Genomic DNA, 15,840 nt, shown 5'->3' on the forward strand with positions numbered 1-15,840 from the left:
CCGTCAGGCAGTGGGCGCCAACCCGTGGAAGCCGCTGCGGTGGAACACCATCGGGGCCACATCCGGGTAGATCGCCAACGCGACGATCTGCAGTACCACGATCTCGTGGTCGCCGGCCTCGACCCGCTTGAACGGCGCGCACTCCAACCACAGCGTCGAGCCGTGCACGAACACCGCACCCGTCTCGGTCGCCTCCCAGGCGACACCGCTGAACCGGTCCCCGGTCTTCGCCGACAGCGACCGTGCGACGGTCCCGTGTTCACTGGCCAGCACACTGAGCCCGAGGCGGGGTAGCCCCGCCAACTTAGGCCAGGTGGTCGACGTGTTGGCGACGCAGACCGACACCAGCGGGGGATCCAGGGACACCGATGTGAACGAACTCGCCGCCATCCCCTCGGCGACGCCGTCGACCAATCCGCAGAACGCCGTCACACCGCTGGGAAAGCACCCGAAGGCTTGACGCAGCACCGCCTGGTCGAACTGTCCTTCCACGGCGGGAATCATGCCGGCACCTTCGGCACGAACCGCCGCGCGATCTCGAGCCACACGTCGAGTTCCGGTGCCGTCTCGTACTCGGAGTCGATCAGATAGAGGCTTGGGGCGGGGCAGCTTGCACCGATCTCCACCAGCACCGGCCGCAACGTCAGCTCGGGGGCCAGCGCGTGCGTGGGGGAGCCGCCGAGCATCAATGGAAACGTCGTGATCTGGTTCAGCTCGCCCTGCCCGAACTGGTCGAGGAACAGCTTGAGAAGTCCGGTGTAGGTGGCCTTGAACGTCGGGGAAGCGATCACCAGGCAGTCCGCCGACTTGACGATGTCCTTGGCCTGCGCCACGTTCGGATCGCCCCAACCCAGCAGGCCCGCCCCGAGGTCGACGACGTCGATCACATGGTCGGGGGCGGTGCCGGTCAGCTTCTCTGCGACCAACTCCGCGGCGGCCCGCGTCCGAGACATCGGCTTCGGGTTCCCTACGACAACGACGGGCATACATTCACCTTTCCGGTCACCGGCCATTCGGCGCGCACTTCAGCAGTCAAGGTGAGACACATTTCCATGATCTGCTGACCGGGTAAACCCTGCGTTGCGCCGAGGCCGACCCGGAATCGCGCGCGGTGGCGCACCATCGTCACGCGCTGCGATAGGCGGTGGCGGAAAAGGAGATACGGTCGCTGCGTAACCGCAGTGGGGAAGGTCTCGCGCCTGTCCCGTTACGCGGCACAGTTCGCCGGCCTCTCAGAAGACAGCCTGCAGGTGTCCACCATGTCCCTGGCCGCCCGACAGCGGCAGGGTCTCGGTGATCTCGAGTCCGTACGACTCCAGTCCCACTCGCTTGACGGGATTGTCGGTCAGCAGCCGCATTCTCCGGATGCCCAGTTCACCCAGGATCTGCGCGCCGACGCCGTAGTCGCGCGCGTCGGCCCCGGACCTTGTTCCGCATCCATGGTGGCTGCACAACTTCTGCAAGAGGGCTGTTCCCGTAGCCTCGTGGCCGCGCAGGTAGACCACGACACCGCGGCCTTCGGCGGCGACCAGCTGCAGGGCGCCGCGCAGCTGGGCGCCACAGTCACAGCCAAGGGATTGGAAGACGTTGCCAATCAAGCATTCCGAGTGCACCCGCACCAGAGCGGGGGTCGGTTGCAGACCCGATACGTCCCCCATCACCAGCGCGACGTGTTCGCGGCCGTCGAGCACCGACCGGAATCCGTGCGCCTGGAACTCGCCGTGTTCGGTGGGCAGCCGGCTGACCGCCTTGAACTCCACCAGACGCTCGGTCCGGCGGCGGTTGGTGATCAGGTCGGCGACGGTGACGAGGTGAAGATCGTGGCGCGCCACGAATGACCGGAGTCGCTCACCGCAGGCCACCGTCCCGTCGTTGTTGAGGATCTCACCGGTCACCGCGACCGGCGACAGACCCGTCATGCCGACCAGATCAACCGCCGCTTCGGCGTGTCCGGCGCGCTGCAGTACCCCTCCGTCGGAGGCTCGCAACGGGAAGACATGACCGGGCCGGCTGAGGTCGCCTGCGCACGTTGCGGGATCGGCCAGCAACGCGATCGTCGCGGCGCGGTCGGCCGCCGAGACGCCGCTTCCGACAACGTTTCTGGCGTTGACCGAGACGGCGTGGTCCACGCCGCGGACGTCGTCGGTGACGGCGATCATCGGAGGCAACTGCAGACGGTCCAGCTCGGCCGAACGCATCGGGACCGACAGAATCCCTCCGGTATGGCGGACCATGAAGGCGATCCGTGCGGAGTTCGCGTGGGCTGCGGCGAGCAGGAGACTGCCCGGTTCGTCCGGGTTCTCCCCGTCGACGACGACGATCATGCGGCCACCGCGCAACGCCGTGACGGCGTTGTCGACCACCGCGTGCGGGCCGTCAGTGCCGTGCCCGCGCAACCTGATCAGTGACATCTCAGAACCCGCGCAGGTGGTCGCGCGCCATCTCGACGTAGAAGTCGCCGGTGAGGTCCCTACCCCCGTCGCCCCACGGTCCGTTCCACTCGTCGGCGACGAAGTTCAGGAACCACGCCAGATGGAACTTCCCGCTGCCGGTCATCGATTTCTCCCCTCACCGTGTTGCCCGCCAAGGCAAACAGGGGAGCGTTACTGCGCGGTGACGTCGCAGTACCACCGGTGTTGCGCGGGATCAGCCCGCCGCATGAAGGCCGAACGGGCCGGTCAGCTGCGGGCGGCGCGGTTAACCGCCGACACCACAGCCCGCAGTGAAGCCGTGGTGATGGAGGTCGCGATGCCCACACCCCAGACGATCTTCCCGTCGATCTCGGCTTCCACGTAGGCCGCGGCCTGGGCTTCCTCGCCAGCCGACATCGCGTGTTCGGAGTAGTCCAGCACGTTGACCCGAATGTCCAGCGCGCCCAAAGCATCACAGAACGCCGCGAGCGGGCCGTTGCCGGCGCCGACGATCTCCCGCTCCTCGCCGTCGACCTTGACGACCGCGGTGATGCTGTCGGTTCCGCCGTCGATCTCGGCGGCGTCGACGCGCTGACGGATCCGTTCCAGCGGGCGCACCGGTGCCAGGTACTCCTCGTAGAACGCGTCCCACATCTCCTTGGGCGACACCTCGCCGCCCTCACCGTCGGTGATCTTCTGGATCGCCTGGGAGAACTCGATCTGCAGCCGACGCGGCAACGCCAGGCCATGGTCTGCCTTCATGATGTAGGCCACGCCGCCCTTGCCGGACTGCGAGTTGACCCGGATGACGGCCTCGTAGGTGCGGCCGACGTCCTTCGGGTCGATCGGCAGGTAGGGGACCTGCCACAGGATGTCATCGACGTCCGAACCTGCCTCGTCGGCAGTGACTTTCATCGCGTCCAGACCCTTGTTGATGGCGTCCTGGTGGCTGCCGGAGAACGCCGTGTACACCAGATCGCCGCCGTAGGGGTGACGCTCGGGTACGGGCAGCTGGTTGCAGTACTCGACGGTGCGGCGTATCTCGTCGATGTTGGAGAAGTCGATCTGCGGGTCCACACCGCGGGAGAACAGGTTCAGGCCCAGCGTCACCAGGCACACGTTGCCGGTGCGTTCACCGTTGCCGAACAGGCAGCCCTCGATGCGGTCTGCTCCGGCTGCGTACCCCAATTCCGCTGCAGCGACGGCGGTTCCGCGATCGTTGTGCGGGTGCAGGCTCAGGATGATCGAGTCCCGCGGAGTCAGGTGGCGGTGCATCCACTCGATCGAGTCGGCGTAGACGTTGGGGGTGGCCATCTCGACGGTCGCGGGCAGGTTCACGATCAGCGGCCACTCCGGCGTCGGCGCGATGACCTCGGCGACGGCGTTGCACACGTCGACGGCGTACTCCAGCTCGGTGCCGGTGTAGGACTCCGGTGAATACTCGAAGCGCCACAACGTGTCCGGGTACTTCTTGGCCTCCTCGACGCACATCCGCGCGCCGTCGGTGGCGATCTTCTTCACGGCGTCGCGGTCGGCACGGAACACCACGCGACGCTGCAGGATCGACGTCGAGTTGTAGAAGTGCACGATCGCGCGCGGGGCGCCCTGGCACGCCTCGAAGGTGCGCTCGATCAGCTCGGGACGACACTGCGTCAGCACCTGGATGGTGACATCGTCGGGGATCGCACCCTGCTCGATGATCTCGCGGACGAAGTCGTAGTCGGTCTGGCTGGCCGACGGGAACCCGACCTCGATCTCCTTGTAACCCATCCGCACCAGCAGGTCGAACATGCGGCGCTTGCGCTGCGGGCTCATCGGGTCGATCAGCGCCTGGTTGCCGTCGCGCAGGTCCACCGCGGCCCACATCGGCGCGGTGTCGATGACCTTGTCGGGCCAGGTCCGGTCCGGCAGGCGGATGGGTTCGACTTCCTCGGTGAAGCTGCGGTACCGGCCCACCGGCATCGACGAGCCGCGCTGCGTGTTCCAGGAGGGTTGGCCGGGATTCGGCGCTCCGGACGGGGTGGTGATGGTACGTACCGAGCTGTAGGCGTCGGTGCTCGGATTGAAGTTCTCAGTCATGTCGGTGCTCCGGGGTTTCGAGAAGGACTTCAGACCGGCGCATCGCGAACACCCGCGACGGGAGGCCGGTCTGGATCAGACCCCGTCGCGGCGTCCGAGAAGGAGCACCCGCTGCACCCGAAACACTGTACTCGCGCCGGTCGCGACGGCCAAACCGGTCAGAACCTGGCGCGAATCGGCGTCGTGACCAGCTTGGTGACCAGGTATTCGTCGATGCCGGCGTGGCCGCCTTCCCGTCCCAGACCGGATTCCTTGACGCCGCCGAACGGGGTCGCGGGGTCGGACACCAGGCCGGTGTTGAGCCCGACCATCCCCAGTTCGAGGGCATCGCTGACGGCCATCGCGGTGTCCAGATTCTCGGTGAACAGGTAGCCGGCCAGACCCCAGGGTGTCGCGTTGGCTGCCGCCACCACCTCGGCGGTGTCGGTGAACGGCCGCAGCGCCGCGACGGGACCGAAGATTTCCTGACGGCAGATTTCGCTGTCGTCGGCGACCCCGGTGAGCACCGTGGGCGGATAGAAGAAGCCGGTATCGGGGACGTCGGGTGCGGTGACGGCGCGGGCGCCCAGGGCGACGGCGCCGTCCACGAGGCCGGCGACCTTGTCGCGGCTGGCGGCGTCGATCAGCGGCCCGACCTGGGAGGCCGGATCGAGACCCGGCCCGACCACCTGCGTGGTCATCGCCTCGGCCAGCCGGGCGGAGAACTCGTCGAGCACATCGGCGTGGACGAAGAACCGGTTGGCCGCGGTGCAGGCCTCGCCCATGTTGCGCATCTTGGCGCGCATCGCCTCGGCCACCACGAGGTCGAGGTCGGCGTCGGGGAACACGATGAACGGCGCGTTCCCGCCGAGTTCCATCGAGGTCCTCAGCACTGTCGAGGCGGCCTGCTCCATGAGCTTCTTGCCGACCGCGGTCGAGCCGGTGAACGACAGTTTGCGAACGGTGCCGCTGCGCAGCAGAGGCTCGGTCAGTTCACCGGCGCGTGACGTCGGCAGCGTGTTCAGCACACCGGGCGGCAGTCCGGCCTCGCGGAGGATGTCGGCGAGCAGCAGCGCCGTCAACGGTGTCTGCGGGGCCGGCTTGTGGATCATCGTGCAGCCCGCGGCGACCGCGGGGGCGATCTTGCGAGCCGCCATGGCCAGCGGGAAGTTCCACGGCGTGATGAGCACGCACGGGCCGACTGCGGAGGCAGACACCACCGAGCGGCTGTTGCCATCCGGGTTGGTCTGGTAGCGGCCGTCGATACGAACGGCCTCCTCGGCGAACCACCGCAGATACTCCGTGGCGTACCGGACCTCGCCCCGGGCTTCCTCGATCGGCTTGCCCATCTCGCTGGTGATCACCACAGCGACATCGTCGATGCGGGCCAACAGGATTCGGCGCGACTCGGTGAGGATGTCGCTGCGCTGCCTCGGAGAGGCATGCCGCCAGGTGCTCTGGGCGCGCACCGCGGCCTCGAGAGCGCGCCTGCCGTCGGCCGGCGATGCATCGGCGACCTCCGCGATGATCCGGCCGGTCGCGGGGTCCTGCACCGACATGGTGCGCTCTTCCTCGGCGGGTATCCAATCACCGCCGAGGAAGAGCAGTCTGGGGGCCGCATCGATCGGACCGGCCTGGGATACGTTGCTCACTGGGGTTTTTCCTGTCCGGTCGTGGCGAGTTGCAGGGCGGAGCCGTCGTAGAACCGAGCGTCGGCGTAGATCAACGGCGCCGAGTCCGCCGCCTGCGCGCTGAGCACATCGCCGAAGAACACGGTGTGCGAGGAGGTTCGCACCCGGGTACTGATCTCGGCCTCCAGATGTGCACAGGAGCCGGCGAGGACCGGCATGCCGTGCGGTCCCGGGTGCCACGCCAGGCCGGCGAACTTGTCGTCGGACTTGGTCGCGAATCGGGCCGCGACGTCGATCTGATCGTGCGCGAGCAGGTTCACCGCGAACCTGGTCGCCCGGAACAGCACGTCGTGAGTGGACGAGGACCTGGCCACGCACACCAGGATCGTCGCCGGAGAGACCGTGACGCTGCTGAACGCGTTCACCGCGAGCCCGCGCGGGCGGCCGTCGTCCATCGTCGTGACGACGGTGACCCCGGTGGCGAACTTGCGGTGGAACGCCTTGATCTGTTGTTCGGGCGATACCTCGGTGTCGGTGGTCATCACGCCTCCCATAGGTTCACGACGCCGAGACTGGCGAAAAGGTCTGTGTGGTCCCAGTTCTCCCACTCCTCGGCGATGCGGCCGTCGGCTACCCGGGAGAACGTCATGCCCGTGACCACCACCGGTCTGCCGGTGACCGGCAGATCGTAGAAGGGGCCGGAATGAGTGCCGGTGCTGCGCCAGTGGGTGGCGACGAGATCGCCGTCGGCGACGATGTGTTCGATGGTGGTGCGCAGGTCCGGGAACGCTGTGCGTGCCAACAGAATCGACTTCTTGAGGGCCTCCGCGGAGGTGTCGCCGATCCGCCCGTGCCGCACGTAGTCGTGGGTCAGCAGCACGTCGAGCTCATCGACGCGGCCGGTGTTCCAGATGTGCTGGGCGGCGCGGACCGCCAAGTCGACGGATCGAGCTGTCTCAGCGTGCATCTCGGCTCCCGCCGGCTGTGCCGGGTGATATCGCGATGCGGTGGGTGAACCCGAACTCGACGGCGGCATCGCGGGTCAGGATGTCGCCGTCGTCGTCGACGAGGCGGCACGCCATGGCCACCGGGGCGTGACCCGCTGCACGCACGAAGTCCACGGCCAGCTCCCACACCCGTCGGCGACCGGCGTAGCCGTCGTCGCTGCAGCGGATCGGCAGCACGTGCCCGGGCCGGATCAGGTCCGCAGGAGCGGTCCCCGGATCGGCGAGAACCCGGAGCGTGTGCGCACGATCCGCGGCCGAGATGCCGGTTCCGATACCCGCGGCTGCGTCGACCGCGACGGTGAAGCCGGTGCCGCGGTCCTCGATGGAGAGCACCGGCTGGTCGGGGATGCGTAGGCGGTCCAGATCTGCGCTCGGCATCGCTGCGTGGATCAGTCCGCTCGAGTGGCGGATGGCGAAATGCAGCGATGCCGCGGTGACGGTGGCGGCGGGCTGGACGAGCACCGCGCCGCCGGGGTGGTCCAACAGGACCGCCGGTTCGCCCTGTCGCAGGGCGGCGCCGACCGAGTGGCTGAACAGCGGCGCCAGTTCGTTCCGGCCGGCGGGCGCACGGCGTTCCGGCAGGTCGGCGACCATCGTCATGGAGGTTCCCCTCGTCGTCGTGGAGATCGGCCGCCGGCGGGACAGTGAGTCCCAACGCAGGCGCCGGTAAACCGAATGTAACGCATTCCGGTCATGTAAATCATCTGAGATACGAAAAACGGTCTTGATCCAGAGTGATTTAACGCATAACGTGACCGTCGTTCCGAACCGGTGTGGCTCGGGGCGAGATCACGTCGACATCGAGGAGCCAGATCGTGACAACCGCGGCATCCCAGAGCCTCTCCAGCGAGAGCGCGCGCGCTTTCGTGGCCGGCGTTCACGGTGGAGTGGTGCACGGCGAGCGCCTCGAGCTGACAGGCGAGGGTCTGACCACCGTCGACCCGTCAACCGGCCAGGCCATCACCACCGTCGCCGACAGCGGTGCCGGCATCGTGGACGCGGCAGTACGGTCGGCGGCCGACGCGTTCGCCGGTGAATGGGGTGCCCTGTTGCCGGGCCAGCGCGAGGCCGCGCTGAACCGACTGGCCGATCTGATCGAAGCCCACGCGACCGAGCTCGCCGAGTACGACGCGCTCGAGGGCGGCAAGCCGGTGTCGTACGTCGAGGCTGTCGACATCCCGCTGGCCGTCGAACAGTTCCGGTACTACGCGGGTTGGCCGACCAAGCTGACCGGCGCGGTGGTTCCGGTCAACACGCCGGACAGTCACGTCTACACCCGTAAGGTTCCGCTCGGCGTGGTCGCCGCGATCACCCCGTGGAACTTCCCGTTCTGTCAAGCCGCGATCAAGGTCGCACCCGCGCTGGCAGCGGGAAATACCGTGGTGCTCAAGCCTTCCGAGCTGACCTCCCTGTCGTCCCTGCGGCTGGCCGAACTGGCACTCGAAGCAGGCTTGCCCGCCGGAACGTTGAATGTGGTGACGGGCACCGGCGCCACCACCGGTCAGGAACTGATCTCCCACCCCGGGATCGCGAAGATCTCGTTCACCGGATCCGAGCGCGTCGGCCGACATCTCGGCGCGGAGGCCGGGAGGTCGCTCAAGCACATCTCACTGGAGTTGGGTGGCAAGAATCCCCACGTCATCTTCGCCGACGCGGACATCGCGAAAGCCGCCGCGGCAGCTGCGGTGACGGCGTTCTTCTATTCAGGGCAGGTCTGTTTCAGCGGCTCCCGGCTGATGGTCGAACGCTCGGTGGTCGACGACGTGCTCGACATCGTGGCCGGGCACGCCCGTTCCCTCGTCGTCGGGCCCGCACTTGACCGCGACGTCACGATGGGGCCGCTGGTGTCGGCCGAGCACCGTGAGAAGGTCGAGCGTTACCTCGACACCGTCGAGGGGACGACGGGGCATGTCGAATTCGGCGGTTCACGCCTTTCCGGTTCCGGCTACTTCCTCGAGCCCACCGCTGTCGTCGATCCCAGCGACACCGATCCCGTTGTCGCAGAAGAGATCTTCGGACCCGTTCTGGTCATCCAGCCTTTCGATTCCGTCGAGGAGTTGCTGCCCCGTGCCAACGGCGGCAACTACGGTTTGACCGCCGGCGTTTGGACCAACGATGCACGCAAGGCCCACACCGTGGCGCATCGGCTGCAGGCCGGCCTCGTGTGGGTCAACACCTACGCCGACTACAACGCCGCGGCCCCGTTCGGCGGCGTCAAGAGCTCGGGCATCGGGAGGGACTGCGGACCCGAGGGTCTGGAGAAGTACCTCGACACTCAGACCGTCTGGATGTCGTTGTCGTGATCGGCGGTCGAAGCCGGCCGTCGAGGGCGGATGGCTTTGTAGAACAGCGTGAGATACATCCACGACTCGACGGACGCCACTCCTTCGATGAGACGAATCTCGTTGTCCAACACCGACAACAGCGATTCACCCGTCTCGGTCGCGACCTCGGCGAGCACGTCGAACCGGCCGGCGGTGATCGCCACATAGGACACCGCGTTCAGTCGCGTGAGCGCCTCGGCGACGTCTTCGGCACGCCCTCGTACGCCCAGCTTGATTCCCACCCAACTGGTGAACCGGTATCCCAGTCGCAGCGGGTTGACGATGCACATCACCCGCACGGCGCGGGACTCGACGAGCTTGGCGTAGCGCAACCGCACCGTCGCCTCGGACACCCCCAGCCCCGATGCGATGTCGCGGAACGCAGCACGACCGTCGGCCGCGAGATGTGCCACGACGGCGCGGTCGACGGAATCCAGCGGATTGGGACGCACACCGTCGATGGCCGTGCCGCGGTCGGGCCCGGCGAACCTGGCTTGCTGATAGTGCAACCGCAGGTAGGGCAGGATCTCCACGGACCCGACACCGGCCACCGCGCCGATCGCGCCGAAGGCGGTGTCGTACAACTGCTGCTTGTCGGTGCACACCACTTCGGCCTGGATGGCAAAAGGGCCGGAAGTGACTGTGACATAGTCGATCTCCGGCACCGAGACGAGTTCATCGGCGATGTCCATCGGCAGGCGGGTGCCGTCGACGGTGATCAGAACCAATGCAAGGCAATGAAATCCGAGCGAAGCGGGGTCCGTCACCGCGGCGATGGTGATGTAGCGCGAGTCGAGCAGTCGCGAGACACGCCGGCGAACCGTCTTCTCGGTGACCTGCATCCGCCGCGCGAGTTCGGTGTACGGCATCCGGCCGTCGAGCTGAAGCAGGGCGATCAGCTCGAGGTCGGTGGCGTCCAGATCGGTGGTGTGCGTGTCGGATTGCAGCGTCTGGGCGATCTCCAGACCGGAACCACCGCGGACTCCCGTCACCGCCCCGACTTTCGCGACATGCCGAAAACACTACAAGACGTCGCGACACGCGACGGACGCAAACACCACCACCAGGAAGGGACCACGCGATGCGCGTAGGACTACTGCAAGAAGGCGATCTGACCGGAACCACGGCCTATGACCGCTACCACCAGCTCATCGACGAGGTGATCCTGGCCGACGAACTCGGGTTCTCCACCTGGGGCACCTCCGAGCAGCACTTCAGCCCGCCGAGCTTCTCGGTCGCAGCACCCGAGGTGCTCTATTCGGCGATCGCGATGCGGACCAGCCGGATCAAGCTGCGCACCATGGCGTCGGTGATGCTCAAGTGGAACCACCCGATCCTGGTGGCTGAGCGGCTGGCCACCCTCGACATCGTTTCCCGGGGACGGGCCGAGGTCTGCACCGCGCGGTCGAACAACCTCACCACCCTGGGCGCGTTCGGCGTCGACCCGTCCGAGACCCGCGACCAGTGGGAGGACGGGATGGACGTGCTGATGAAGGCGATGACCGCCGAGAAGCTCGAACACGACGGGCCGGTCTGGCAGATCCCGTCGGTCGAGGTCGTGCCCAAGCCGTACACGAAGCCCCATCCGGCGGTGTCGGTGGCGGCGTCGAGCGCGCAGACCCACACCAACGCCGGCGTCCGCGGCATCGGTGCGATCACCTTCGACAACTACTTCGGGTTCGACTATCTGCAGGAGTGCCTGGACGCCTACCGGACCGCCTTCGACGGAGCCGACCACTCGACGGTCGCGGCGCCCAACGACTACCGCGGCCTCTACGTCGCGACCGCCTACTGCGCCGAGACCCGCGAGGAAGCTCTGTCGACGGCCCGCGACATCGCGATGGAATACTTCAAGTTCATCCTGAACCTCTACATCCCGTTGTCGAAGAACCCGGGTTACACCTACCTGGACACTCTCGAGGCCTTGATCGAGCACCAGGACGATCTCGACTGGCTGTGCAGCTACACCCCGTCGGTCATGATCGGCACCCCCGATGATTTCATCGAGCGGATCCGCCGTGTCGAGGCGATGGGAATCGACGAGGTGCTCCTGCGGATCGACGGTGTCGGCCACGAGAACATCAAGCGCTCCCTCGAGCTGATCGGCCACGAGGTCATCCCTGTCGTCGACCCTGCCCACGCAGGCAAGTAGCAAGTCAGAGAAAGCCGACACCATGTCCGACCGATTGCCACCCGAGTTGTTGAGCCGCTGCCAGGCGATAGCCGATGAGGCGAATCAGGGCGCGGCTCTGACCGCGAGCGACTATGCGCTGCTCGCCGTCGTGACCATTGCCATCCCCGCGTTGATCCTCGTGTTCGGCGTCCTCCTGTGAGCGTCGGGGATTACAAGCTGGCCGAGGAGAACGGCTGGCCGCTGTTGCGCAGCGAGCGAGGTTTCGGGAAAGTGGCCATCTTCCTGGCCGCCTTCTCCGCCGCGATGGCCACCTGGTGCTTCAGCATCGGGGGTTTCGTCTCGTACTACCTGAGTGCCTCGTCGGGCACCTTGGCCATCCTGGCGGGATCCCTGTTGGGCATTCTGCTGGTCACGCTGGCGACGTTGCCGATGTGCTCGAAGTACGGCATCGACTCGGTGGTGGCCAGCCGTGCCCAGTTCGGGCACCGCGGATCGTATGTGTCGATGCTGCTGGTCTACTGCTCGGCGATGGGCTGGACGGTGATCCTGTTCATCTACAAGGGCCGTGCGATCGCCGAACTGCTCGTGTCGTTCGGCGTGATGGACCGCCGCTACCACGGATTGTGCGTCGCCGTCGTCGGTGTTCTCGCGGTGTTTCTGGTTCTCGCGCTGATTCGCAAAGGTCCCGAGTACGTCCGCAGCCGCGGACCCGTCATCGCCGTCATGGTCGCCGTGATGAGTCTGGTCGTGCTGCTGCTGCTCCTGCAGCGGGTGGGCCTGCGGGGCGTCTTGGACGCGGTACCGCTGGCCGCGTACGACGGGACGGCGGGCAACTGGACCAGCGCCATGGAGGTCCTGATCGCCAGCAACCTGTCCTGGTGGGCCTACATCGGTGCGATCGTGCGCACCAATCCCAGTGCGCGCGCGTCGTTGTGGCCGGTGGTGATCGGGTTCGGTCTCGGCGTCGGCCTCGGATCGCTCACCGGGCTGTACACCGGTCTGGTGGTCACCGATTCCGCCGGCGATCCGACCTCGTTCCTGCTGAGCCAGGGCGGTGCGCTCGTCGGCGGGCTGATGCTGATGTTCCTGCTGGTGGCCAACGTGGGAACGGCGATGATGGGCATCTACGCGTCCAGCCTGGCGGTGCGCCAGATCCCGCGGGCCGAGAGGCTGTCGTGGCAGATGACGATCTTCCTGGTGTCGATCCCGGTCATGGTCGTCGTCGCGCTCTTCGCGCAGTCGGCGGACTCGTTCTTCGCGATCTTCCTGGCGTTCCTCGGTGTGGCCTTCGCGCCGATGTGCGGCATCCAGATCGCGGACTGGTATCTGCTGCGCAACCAGCGTTACGACGTGCTGTCGCTGTACCTGTCGGACCGTTCGTCCAAGTACCACTACTTCGCCGGTTTCAACCCCGTCGGGTTCGTCGCGTTCGCCGCGGGTGTGGTGACCTACATGTACCTGCTCGACCCGGTCACCTATGTCTACCGCAGTCCGTTCCAGTACCTGACCGCGACGTTCCCGGCCGCGTTGGTCGCCGGGTCGGTGTACGTGGTGGGCGTCGTGTTGTTCCTGCGCCCGCGCGGCATCGGCGGCTACCGCGACGCGACCGTCGGCGAGACGACCCCGAAAACGCTTACCAGCACCTCAGATTGACGAAAGGTCTTCCCATGCATGACGTGATCGTTCTCTACAACCGTCCCGCCGACCCCGAAGCGTTCGACGCGCACTACCGCAACACGCACATCCCCCTGGTCGACGAGCTACCGAACCTACGCGAATTCGCCTGGGGCAAGGTCGTCGACGGTGACGTCTACCTCGTGGCGCGCATGACGTACGACAACGCCGCCGAGGCTGCCGCGTCGATGGAGTCTGCGGCGGGCGTCGCCGCGGTCGACGACCTGGGCAACTTCGCGCATGCGGGCGTGACGGTGCTCAACGTCGACCGAGGTGACGGGCGTTGAGCGCCGTCACCATCCTGCGGGCCGCCGCCGTGCTGGCGATGACCGGCAACGAATTCGACGGGCCCGGCGGTGTTCTCGTCAAGGACGGTCGGATCGAGGCGGTCCTTCCCGCGGCTGCCCTCGACGCCGCCACACCGCAGGACGCCCGCGTCGTGGATCTGGGCCACCGCACACTGATGCCCGGCTTCGTCGATCCCCATGCGCACGCCGAAGTGGCCGCCAAGGCCGTCTACGAGATGGCCGATGTGCGCGCACCGGGCTGCCCGAACATCGCGGCGGTGCTCGACGCACTGCGCAGTCAGCGGGATCGGGCTCGCGACGGTTGGCTCGTGGCCCAGGCCAACCTGTTCTTCGACCAGAAACTCGAGGACCGGCGCTTCCCCACCCGCGACGAACTCGACTCGGTCAGCACCGATCTGGCGATCGTCATCCGGGCCGGGGGACACCTCAGCATCCTGAACAGCAAGGCGATGGAGCTCAGCGGCATCGACGAGCAGTACCGTGCCGTCGACTACAGCGTCACCGGCAAGCCGTCGGTGCAGCGGGATGCCGCAGGCCGTCCCACCGGTGTGGTCACCGAGATGGACAAGCTGCTGCCGCTGCCCAAGCTGAACCCCGACGAGATCCGCGTCGCGGTCGAGCGTGGGATCGCCGAGTTGTTCACCGCCAACGGGGTGACCACGATCGGCGAGATCTCCGACACCGTCGACGGCGGACTGCGGGTGTACGACGATGCCATCGCGGCGGGCCGGATGGCCGCGCGGATCCACGTCTACCTGTGGACGCCGGGCACCGTGTCCCTCGAAGAGGCCTGTGACCACCGGCAGTGGGCGCAGCTGCGCAGCGACCCGTCCCGGCTGTCGATCGTCGGGGTGAAGGCGTTCGCCGACGGCGGCTATTCCGCTGCGCGCGCGGCGCTGACCCGTCCGTACGCCCATGACGGCGGACACAACTGCGGCGAGGTGGCCCTGTCCACCGAGCAGATCGTGGAGCTGGCGCGGCGCACTCAGGCCGCCGGGCTGCAGTTGGCGGTGCACGCCAACGGAGACCGGGCCCAGCTGGAGGTGTGCCACGCGCTGGCCGCGGTGGAACGCGCCGCGGACGGTCCGCGCATCCGCGTCGAGCATGCGGGCAACTTCGTGCCGGACTACGAGACGCTGAGCAGCGCCTGGACGAAGGCCGGAATCGTGCCCGTTCCGCAGCCGGTGTTCATCTACAACTTCGCGGAGTTCCTGCCCGAGTACGTCGGCGACTACAGCCGCGAACGCCAATTCCCGCTGCGCCGGATGATCGCCGACTCATGGCCGGTGTCCGGAAGTTCGGATGTGTGGGTCGGTTCGGAGATCGGGCAGACCAACCCGTTCCTGAGCATCGCCAGCGCCGTCAACAGGCGCACATTCCACGATCAGCCGCTCGGTCCCGACGAAGGCGTCAGCGTGTATCAAGCCCTTCGGATGCACACCGTCGGCGGGGCGTACGCCCTGGGCGAGGAAACGACGCGCGGGACCCTGGAGCCGGGCAAGCTCGCCGACCTCGTCGCCGTGGACCGCAATCCGCTGGAGACCGCGAACCTGCTCGACGTGCAGGTCGACGAGGTGTACCTCGGCGGGGAGCACGTGCACAGCAGACGCTGAGTCAGACCTGCGAGTCCGGGAACGCGATCACCGACAGGAAGCGGATCGGCACCTCGATCAGGTCGACGGGCCCGTGCGCGCCCTCGCCGTCGATCTGCAGCGAATCGCCGGGATGCAGCCGGTACACCGAGCGGCTGTGGCTGTAGTCCATGACGCCTTCGAGCATGTAGAGGAACTCGGTGCCGGGATGCTGGAACAGCGGGTAGGTCTGGCTCTTGCCCGACAGCGTGACCTCCAGGCACTCCAGCCGCTTGTGCTCGCCGCGCAGCGAGCCGAGCAGCTGGTACTCGTGGCCTTCGCGCGTGCCTTCCCGCACGATGCGCGCACCGGCGCCGGCCTTGGTGAACGCCGCGGGCCGCTCCACGTCGGCGCCGCGGAACAAACTGGTCACCGGGACGTCGAAGCCCTTGGCCAGTAGCGCCAGGGTCGACAGGCTGCACGAGGTCTGAGCGTTCTCGATCTTGCTCATCATCGCCTTCGAGATGCCGACCCGGGCCGCCGTCTCGGCGACCGTCAGCCCCTGCTGCTGGCGCAGCAGCCGCACGTTGCGGCCGATGGCCGCCTCGATCTCGAGCTCTTCGACCGGGGCCGCCGGATCGCGGTCACGTGCAGTGCCCGACGTGTTGCGCAGCAGCGCGTCGTGGTGACCGGGTTTCTCGCGAGGGGACACAGGTTCCCTG

17 protein-coding genes are annotated in these 15,840 nt (G+C 67.2%); 6 read left to right on the top strand and 11 right to left on the bottom strand.

Translation table 11 applies throughout. The features are described from left to right. Positions 1–3: 3 nt before the first annotated feature. The 9 genes from ACQI46_RS08815 to ACQI46_RS08855 form a co-directional block, all read right to left on the bottom strand. On the bottom strand, positions 4–504 hold the full coding sequence (locus ACQI46_RS08815; protein WP_427093608.1) for a flavin reductase family protein: 501 nt from the start codon (positions 502–504) through the stop codon (positions 4–6). Next, positions 501–986, bottom strand: a complete 486-nt coding sequence (locus ACQI46_RS08820; RefSeq protein WP_427093609.1) for an NADPH-dependent FMN reductase — start codon at positions 984–986, stop codon at positions 501–503. The genes ACQI46_RS08815 and ACQI46_RS08820 overlap by 4 nt, the downstream gene beginning before the upstream one ends. Before the next feature lie 246 nt (positions 987–1,232). Continuing rightward, on the bottom strand, positions 1,233–2,411 hold the full coding sequence (locus tag ACQI46_RS08825) for a 3,4-dihydroxy-2-butanone-4-phosphate synthase (RefSeq protein WP_427093610.1): 1,179 nt from the start codon (positions 2,409–2,411) through the stop codon (positions 1,233–1,235). 1 nt (position 2,412) lies between these two features. Continuing rightward, positions 2,413–2,556: a hypothetical protein gene (locus ACQI46_RS08830; protein ID WP_427093611.1), complete on the bottom strand. Its 144-nt coding sequence runs from the start codon at positions 2,554–2,556 to the stop codon at positions 2,413–2,415. Positions 2,557–2,678: 122 nt separating this feature from the next. Beyond that, positions 2,679–4,490: a 2-isopropylmalate synthase gene (gene leuA, locus ACQI46_RS08835; protein WP_427093612.1), complete on the bottom strand. Its 1,812-nt coding sequence runs from the start codon at positions 4,488–4,490 to the stop codon at positions 2,679–2,681. 158 nt (positions 4,491–4,648) lie between these two features. After that, positions 4,649–6,121, bottom strand: coding sequence for an NAD-dependent succinate-semialdehyde dehydrogenase (locus tag ACQI46_RS08840; RefSeq protein ID WP_427093613.1), 1,473 nt, complete (start codon positions 6,119–6,121; stop codon positions 4,649–4,651). Then, positions 6,118–6,642, bottom strand: coding sequence for a flavin reductase family protein (locus ACQI46_RS08845; protein WP_427093614.1), 525 nt, complete (start codon positions 6,640–6,642; stop codon positions 6,118–6,120). Before ACQI46_RS08845 ends, ACQI46_RS08840 begins: the two co-directional genes overlap by 4 nt. Next, complete coding sequence (locus tag ACQI46_RS08850; RefSeq protein WP_427093615.1) at positions 6,642–7,067, bottom strand: ester cyclase; 426 nt, start codon at positions 7,065–7,067, stop codon at positions 6,642–6,644. Before ACQI46_RS08850 ends, ACQI46_RS08845 begins: the two co-directional genes overlap by 1 nt. Next, positions 7,057–7,707 (bottom strand): 3,4-dihydroxy-2-butanone-4-phosphate synthase, encoded by a 651-nt coding sequence (locus ACQI46_RS08855; RefSeq protein WP_427093616.1) that lies wholly within the window; start codon positions 7,705–7,707, stop codon positions 7,057–7,059. Before ACQI46_RS08855 ends, ACQI46_RS08850 begins: the two co-directional genes overlap by 11 nt. Positions 7,708–7,922: 215 nt before the next feature. Here ACQI46_RS08855 and ACQI46_RS08860 point away from each other — a divergent pair, with 215 nt between their 5' ends. Further along, positions 7,923–9,410 carry an aldehyde dehydrogenase family protein gene (locus ACQI46_RS08860; protein ID WP_427093617.1) on the top strand — a complete coding sequence of 496 codons (1,488 nt, stop codon included), beginning with the start codon at positions 7,923–7,925 and terminating at the stop codon, positions 9,408–9,410. On the opposite strand, the gene ACQI46_RS08865 is transcribed toward ACQI46_RS08860, so the two are convergent. Next, complete coding sequence (locus ACQI46_RS08865; RefSeq protein WP_427093618.1) at positions 9,383–10,423, bottom strand: Lrp/AsnC family transcriptional regulator; 1,041 nt, start codon at positions 10,421–10,423, stop codon at positions 9,383–9,385. The genes ACQI46_RS08860 and ACQI46_RS08865 overlap by 28 nt on opposite strands. Before the next feature lie 89 nt (positions 10,424–10,512). Here ACQI46_RS08865 and ACQI46_RS08870 point away from each other — a divergent pair, with 89 nt between their 5' ends. From ACQI46_RS08870 to ACQI46_RS08890, 5 genes are read left to right on the top strand one after another with little or no spacing between them, the layout of a single operon-like run. Beyond that, the gene (locus ACQI46_RS08870; protein WP_427093619.1) at positions 10,513–11,583 is read left to right on the top strand and encodes an LLM class flavin-dependent oxidoreductase; all 1,071 of its coding nucleotides are present in this window, start codon (positions 10,513–10,515) and stop codon (positions 11,581–11,583) included. A 22-nt stretch (positions 11,584–11,605) separates the two neighbouring features. Next, positions 11,606–11,764, top strand: coding sequence for a hypothetical protein (locus ACQI46_RS08875; RefSeq protein ID WP_427093620.1), 159 nt, complete (start codon positions 11,606–11,608; stop codon positions 11,762–11,764). Then, positions 11,761–13,218: a cytosine permease gene (locus ACQI46_RS08880; RefSeq protein WP_427093621.1), complete on the top strand. Its 1,458-nt coding sequence runs from the start codon at positions 11,761–11,763 to the stop codon at positions 13,216–13,218. Before ACQI46_RS08875 ends, ACQI46_RS08880 begins: the two co-directional genes overlap by 4 nt. 14 nt (positions 13,219–13,232) lie before the next feature. Then, complete coding sequence (locus ACQI46_RS08885; protein WP_427093622.1) at positions 13,233–13,526, top strand: EthD family reductase; 294 nt, start codon at positions 13,233–13,235, stop codon at positions 13,524–13,526. Further along, a complete protein-coding gene (locus ACQI46_RS08890) occupies positions 13,523–15,160 on the top strand; it encodes an amidohydrolase (protein WP_427093623.1) in 1,638 nt (545 codons plus the stop codon). The genes ACQI46_RS08885 and ACQI46_RS08890 overlap by 4 nt, the downstream gene beginning before the upstream one ends. A gap of 1 nt (position 15,161) precedes the next feature. Here ACQI46_RS08890 and ACQI46_RS08895 read toward each other — a convergent pair whose 3' ends face one another. Beyond that, a complete protein-coding gene (locus ACQI46_RS08895; RefSeq protein ID WP_427093624.1) occupies positions 15,162–15,830 on the bottom strand; it encodes a helix-turn-helix domain-containing protein in 669 nt (222 codons plus the stop codon). Between the last annotated feature and the right edge of the window lie 10 nt (positions 15,831–15,840).

This window comes from Mycobacterium sp. SMC-4, assembly GCF_050205565.1.
Classification (GTDB): domain Bacteria; phylum Actinomycetota; class Actinomycetes; order Mycobacteriales; family Mycobacteriaceae; genus Mycobacterium.

Excerpts from the sequence above, each read along its gene's own strand:
- leuA (WP_427093612.1), bottom strand. The coding sequence starts at position 4,490 with ATGACTGAGAACTTCAATCCGAGCACCGACGCCTACAGCTCGGTACGT.
- ACQI46_RS08870 (WP_427093619.1), top strand. The coding sequence starts at position 10,513 with ATGCGCGTAGGACTACTGCAAGAAGGCGATCTGACCGGAACCACGGCC.
- ACQI46_RS08820 (WP_427093609.1), bottom strand. The coding sequence starts at position 986 with ATGCCCGTCGTTGTCGTAGGGAACCCGAAGCCGATGTCTCGGACGCGG.
- ACQI46_RS08885 (WP_427093622.1), top strand. The coding sequence starts at position 13,233 with ATGCATGACGTGATCGTTCTCTACAACCGTCCCGCCGACCCCGAAGCG.
- ACQI46_RS08875 (WP_427093620.1), top strand. The coding sequence starts at position 11,606 with ATGTCCGACCGATTGCCACCCGAGTTGTTGAGCCGCTGCCAGGCGATA.
- ACQI46_RS08855 (WP_427093616.1), bottom strand. The coding sequence starts at position 7,707 with ATGACGATGGTCGCCGACCTGCCGGAACGCCGTGCGCCCGCCGGCCGG.
- ACQI46_RS08830 (WP_427093611.1), bottom strand. The coding sequence starts at position 2,556 with ATGACCGGCAGCGGGAAGTTCCATCTGGCGTGGTTCCTGAACTTCGTC.
- ACQI46_RS08850 (WP_427093615.1), bottom strand. The coding sequence starts at position 7,067 with ATGCACGCTGAGACAGCTCGATCCGTCGACTTGGCGGTCCGCGCCGCC.
- ACQI46_RS08815 (WP_427093608.1), bottom strand. The coding sequence starts at position 504 with ATGATTCCCGCCGTGGAAGGACAGTTCGACCAGGCGGTGCTGCGTCAA.
- ACQI46_RS08845 (WP_427093614.1), bottom strand. The coding sequence starts at position 6,642 with ATGACCACCGACACCGAGGTATCGCCCGAACAACAGATCAAGGCGTTC.
- ACQI46_RS08825 (WP_427093610.1), bottom strand. The coding sequence starts at position 2,411 with ATGTCACTGATCAGGTTGCGCGGGCACGGCACTGACGGCCCGCACGCG.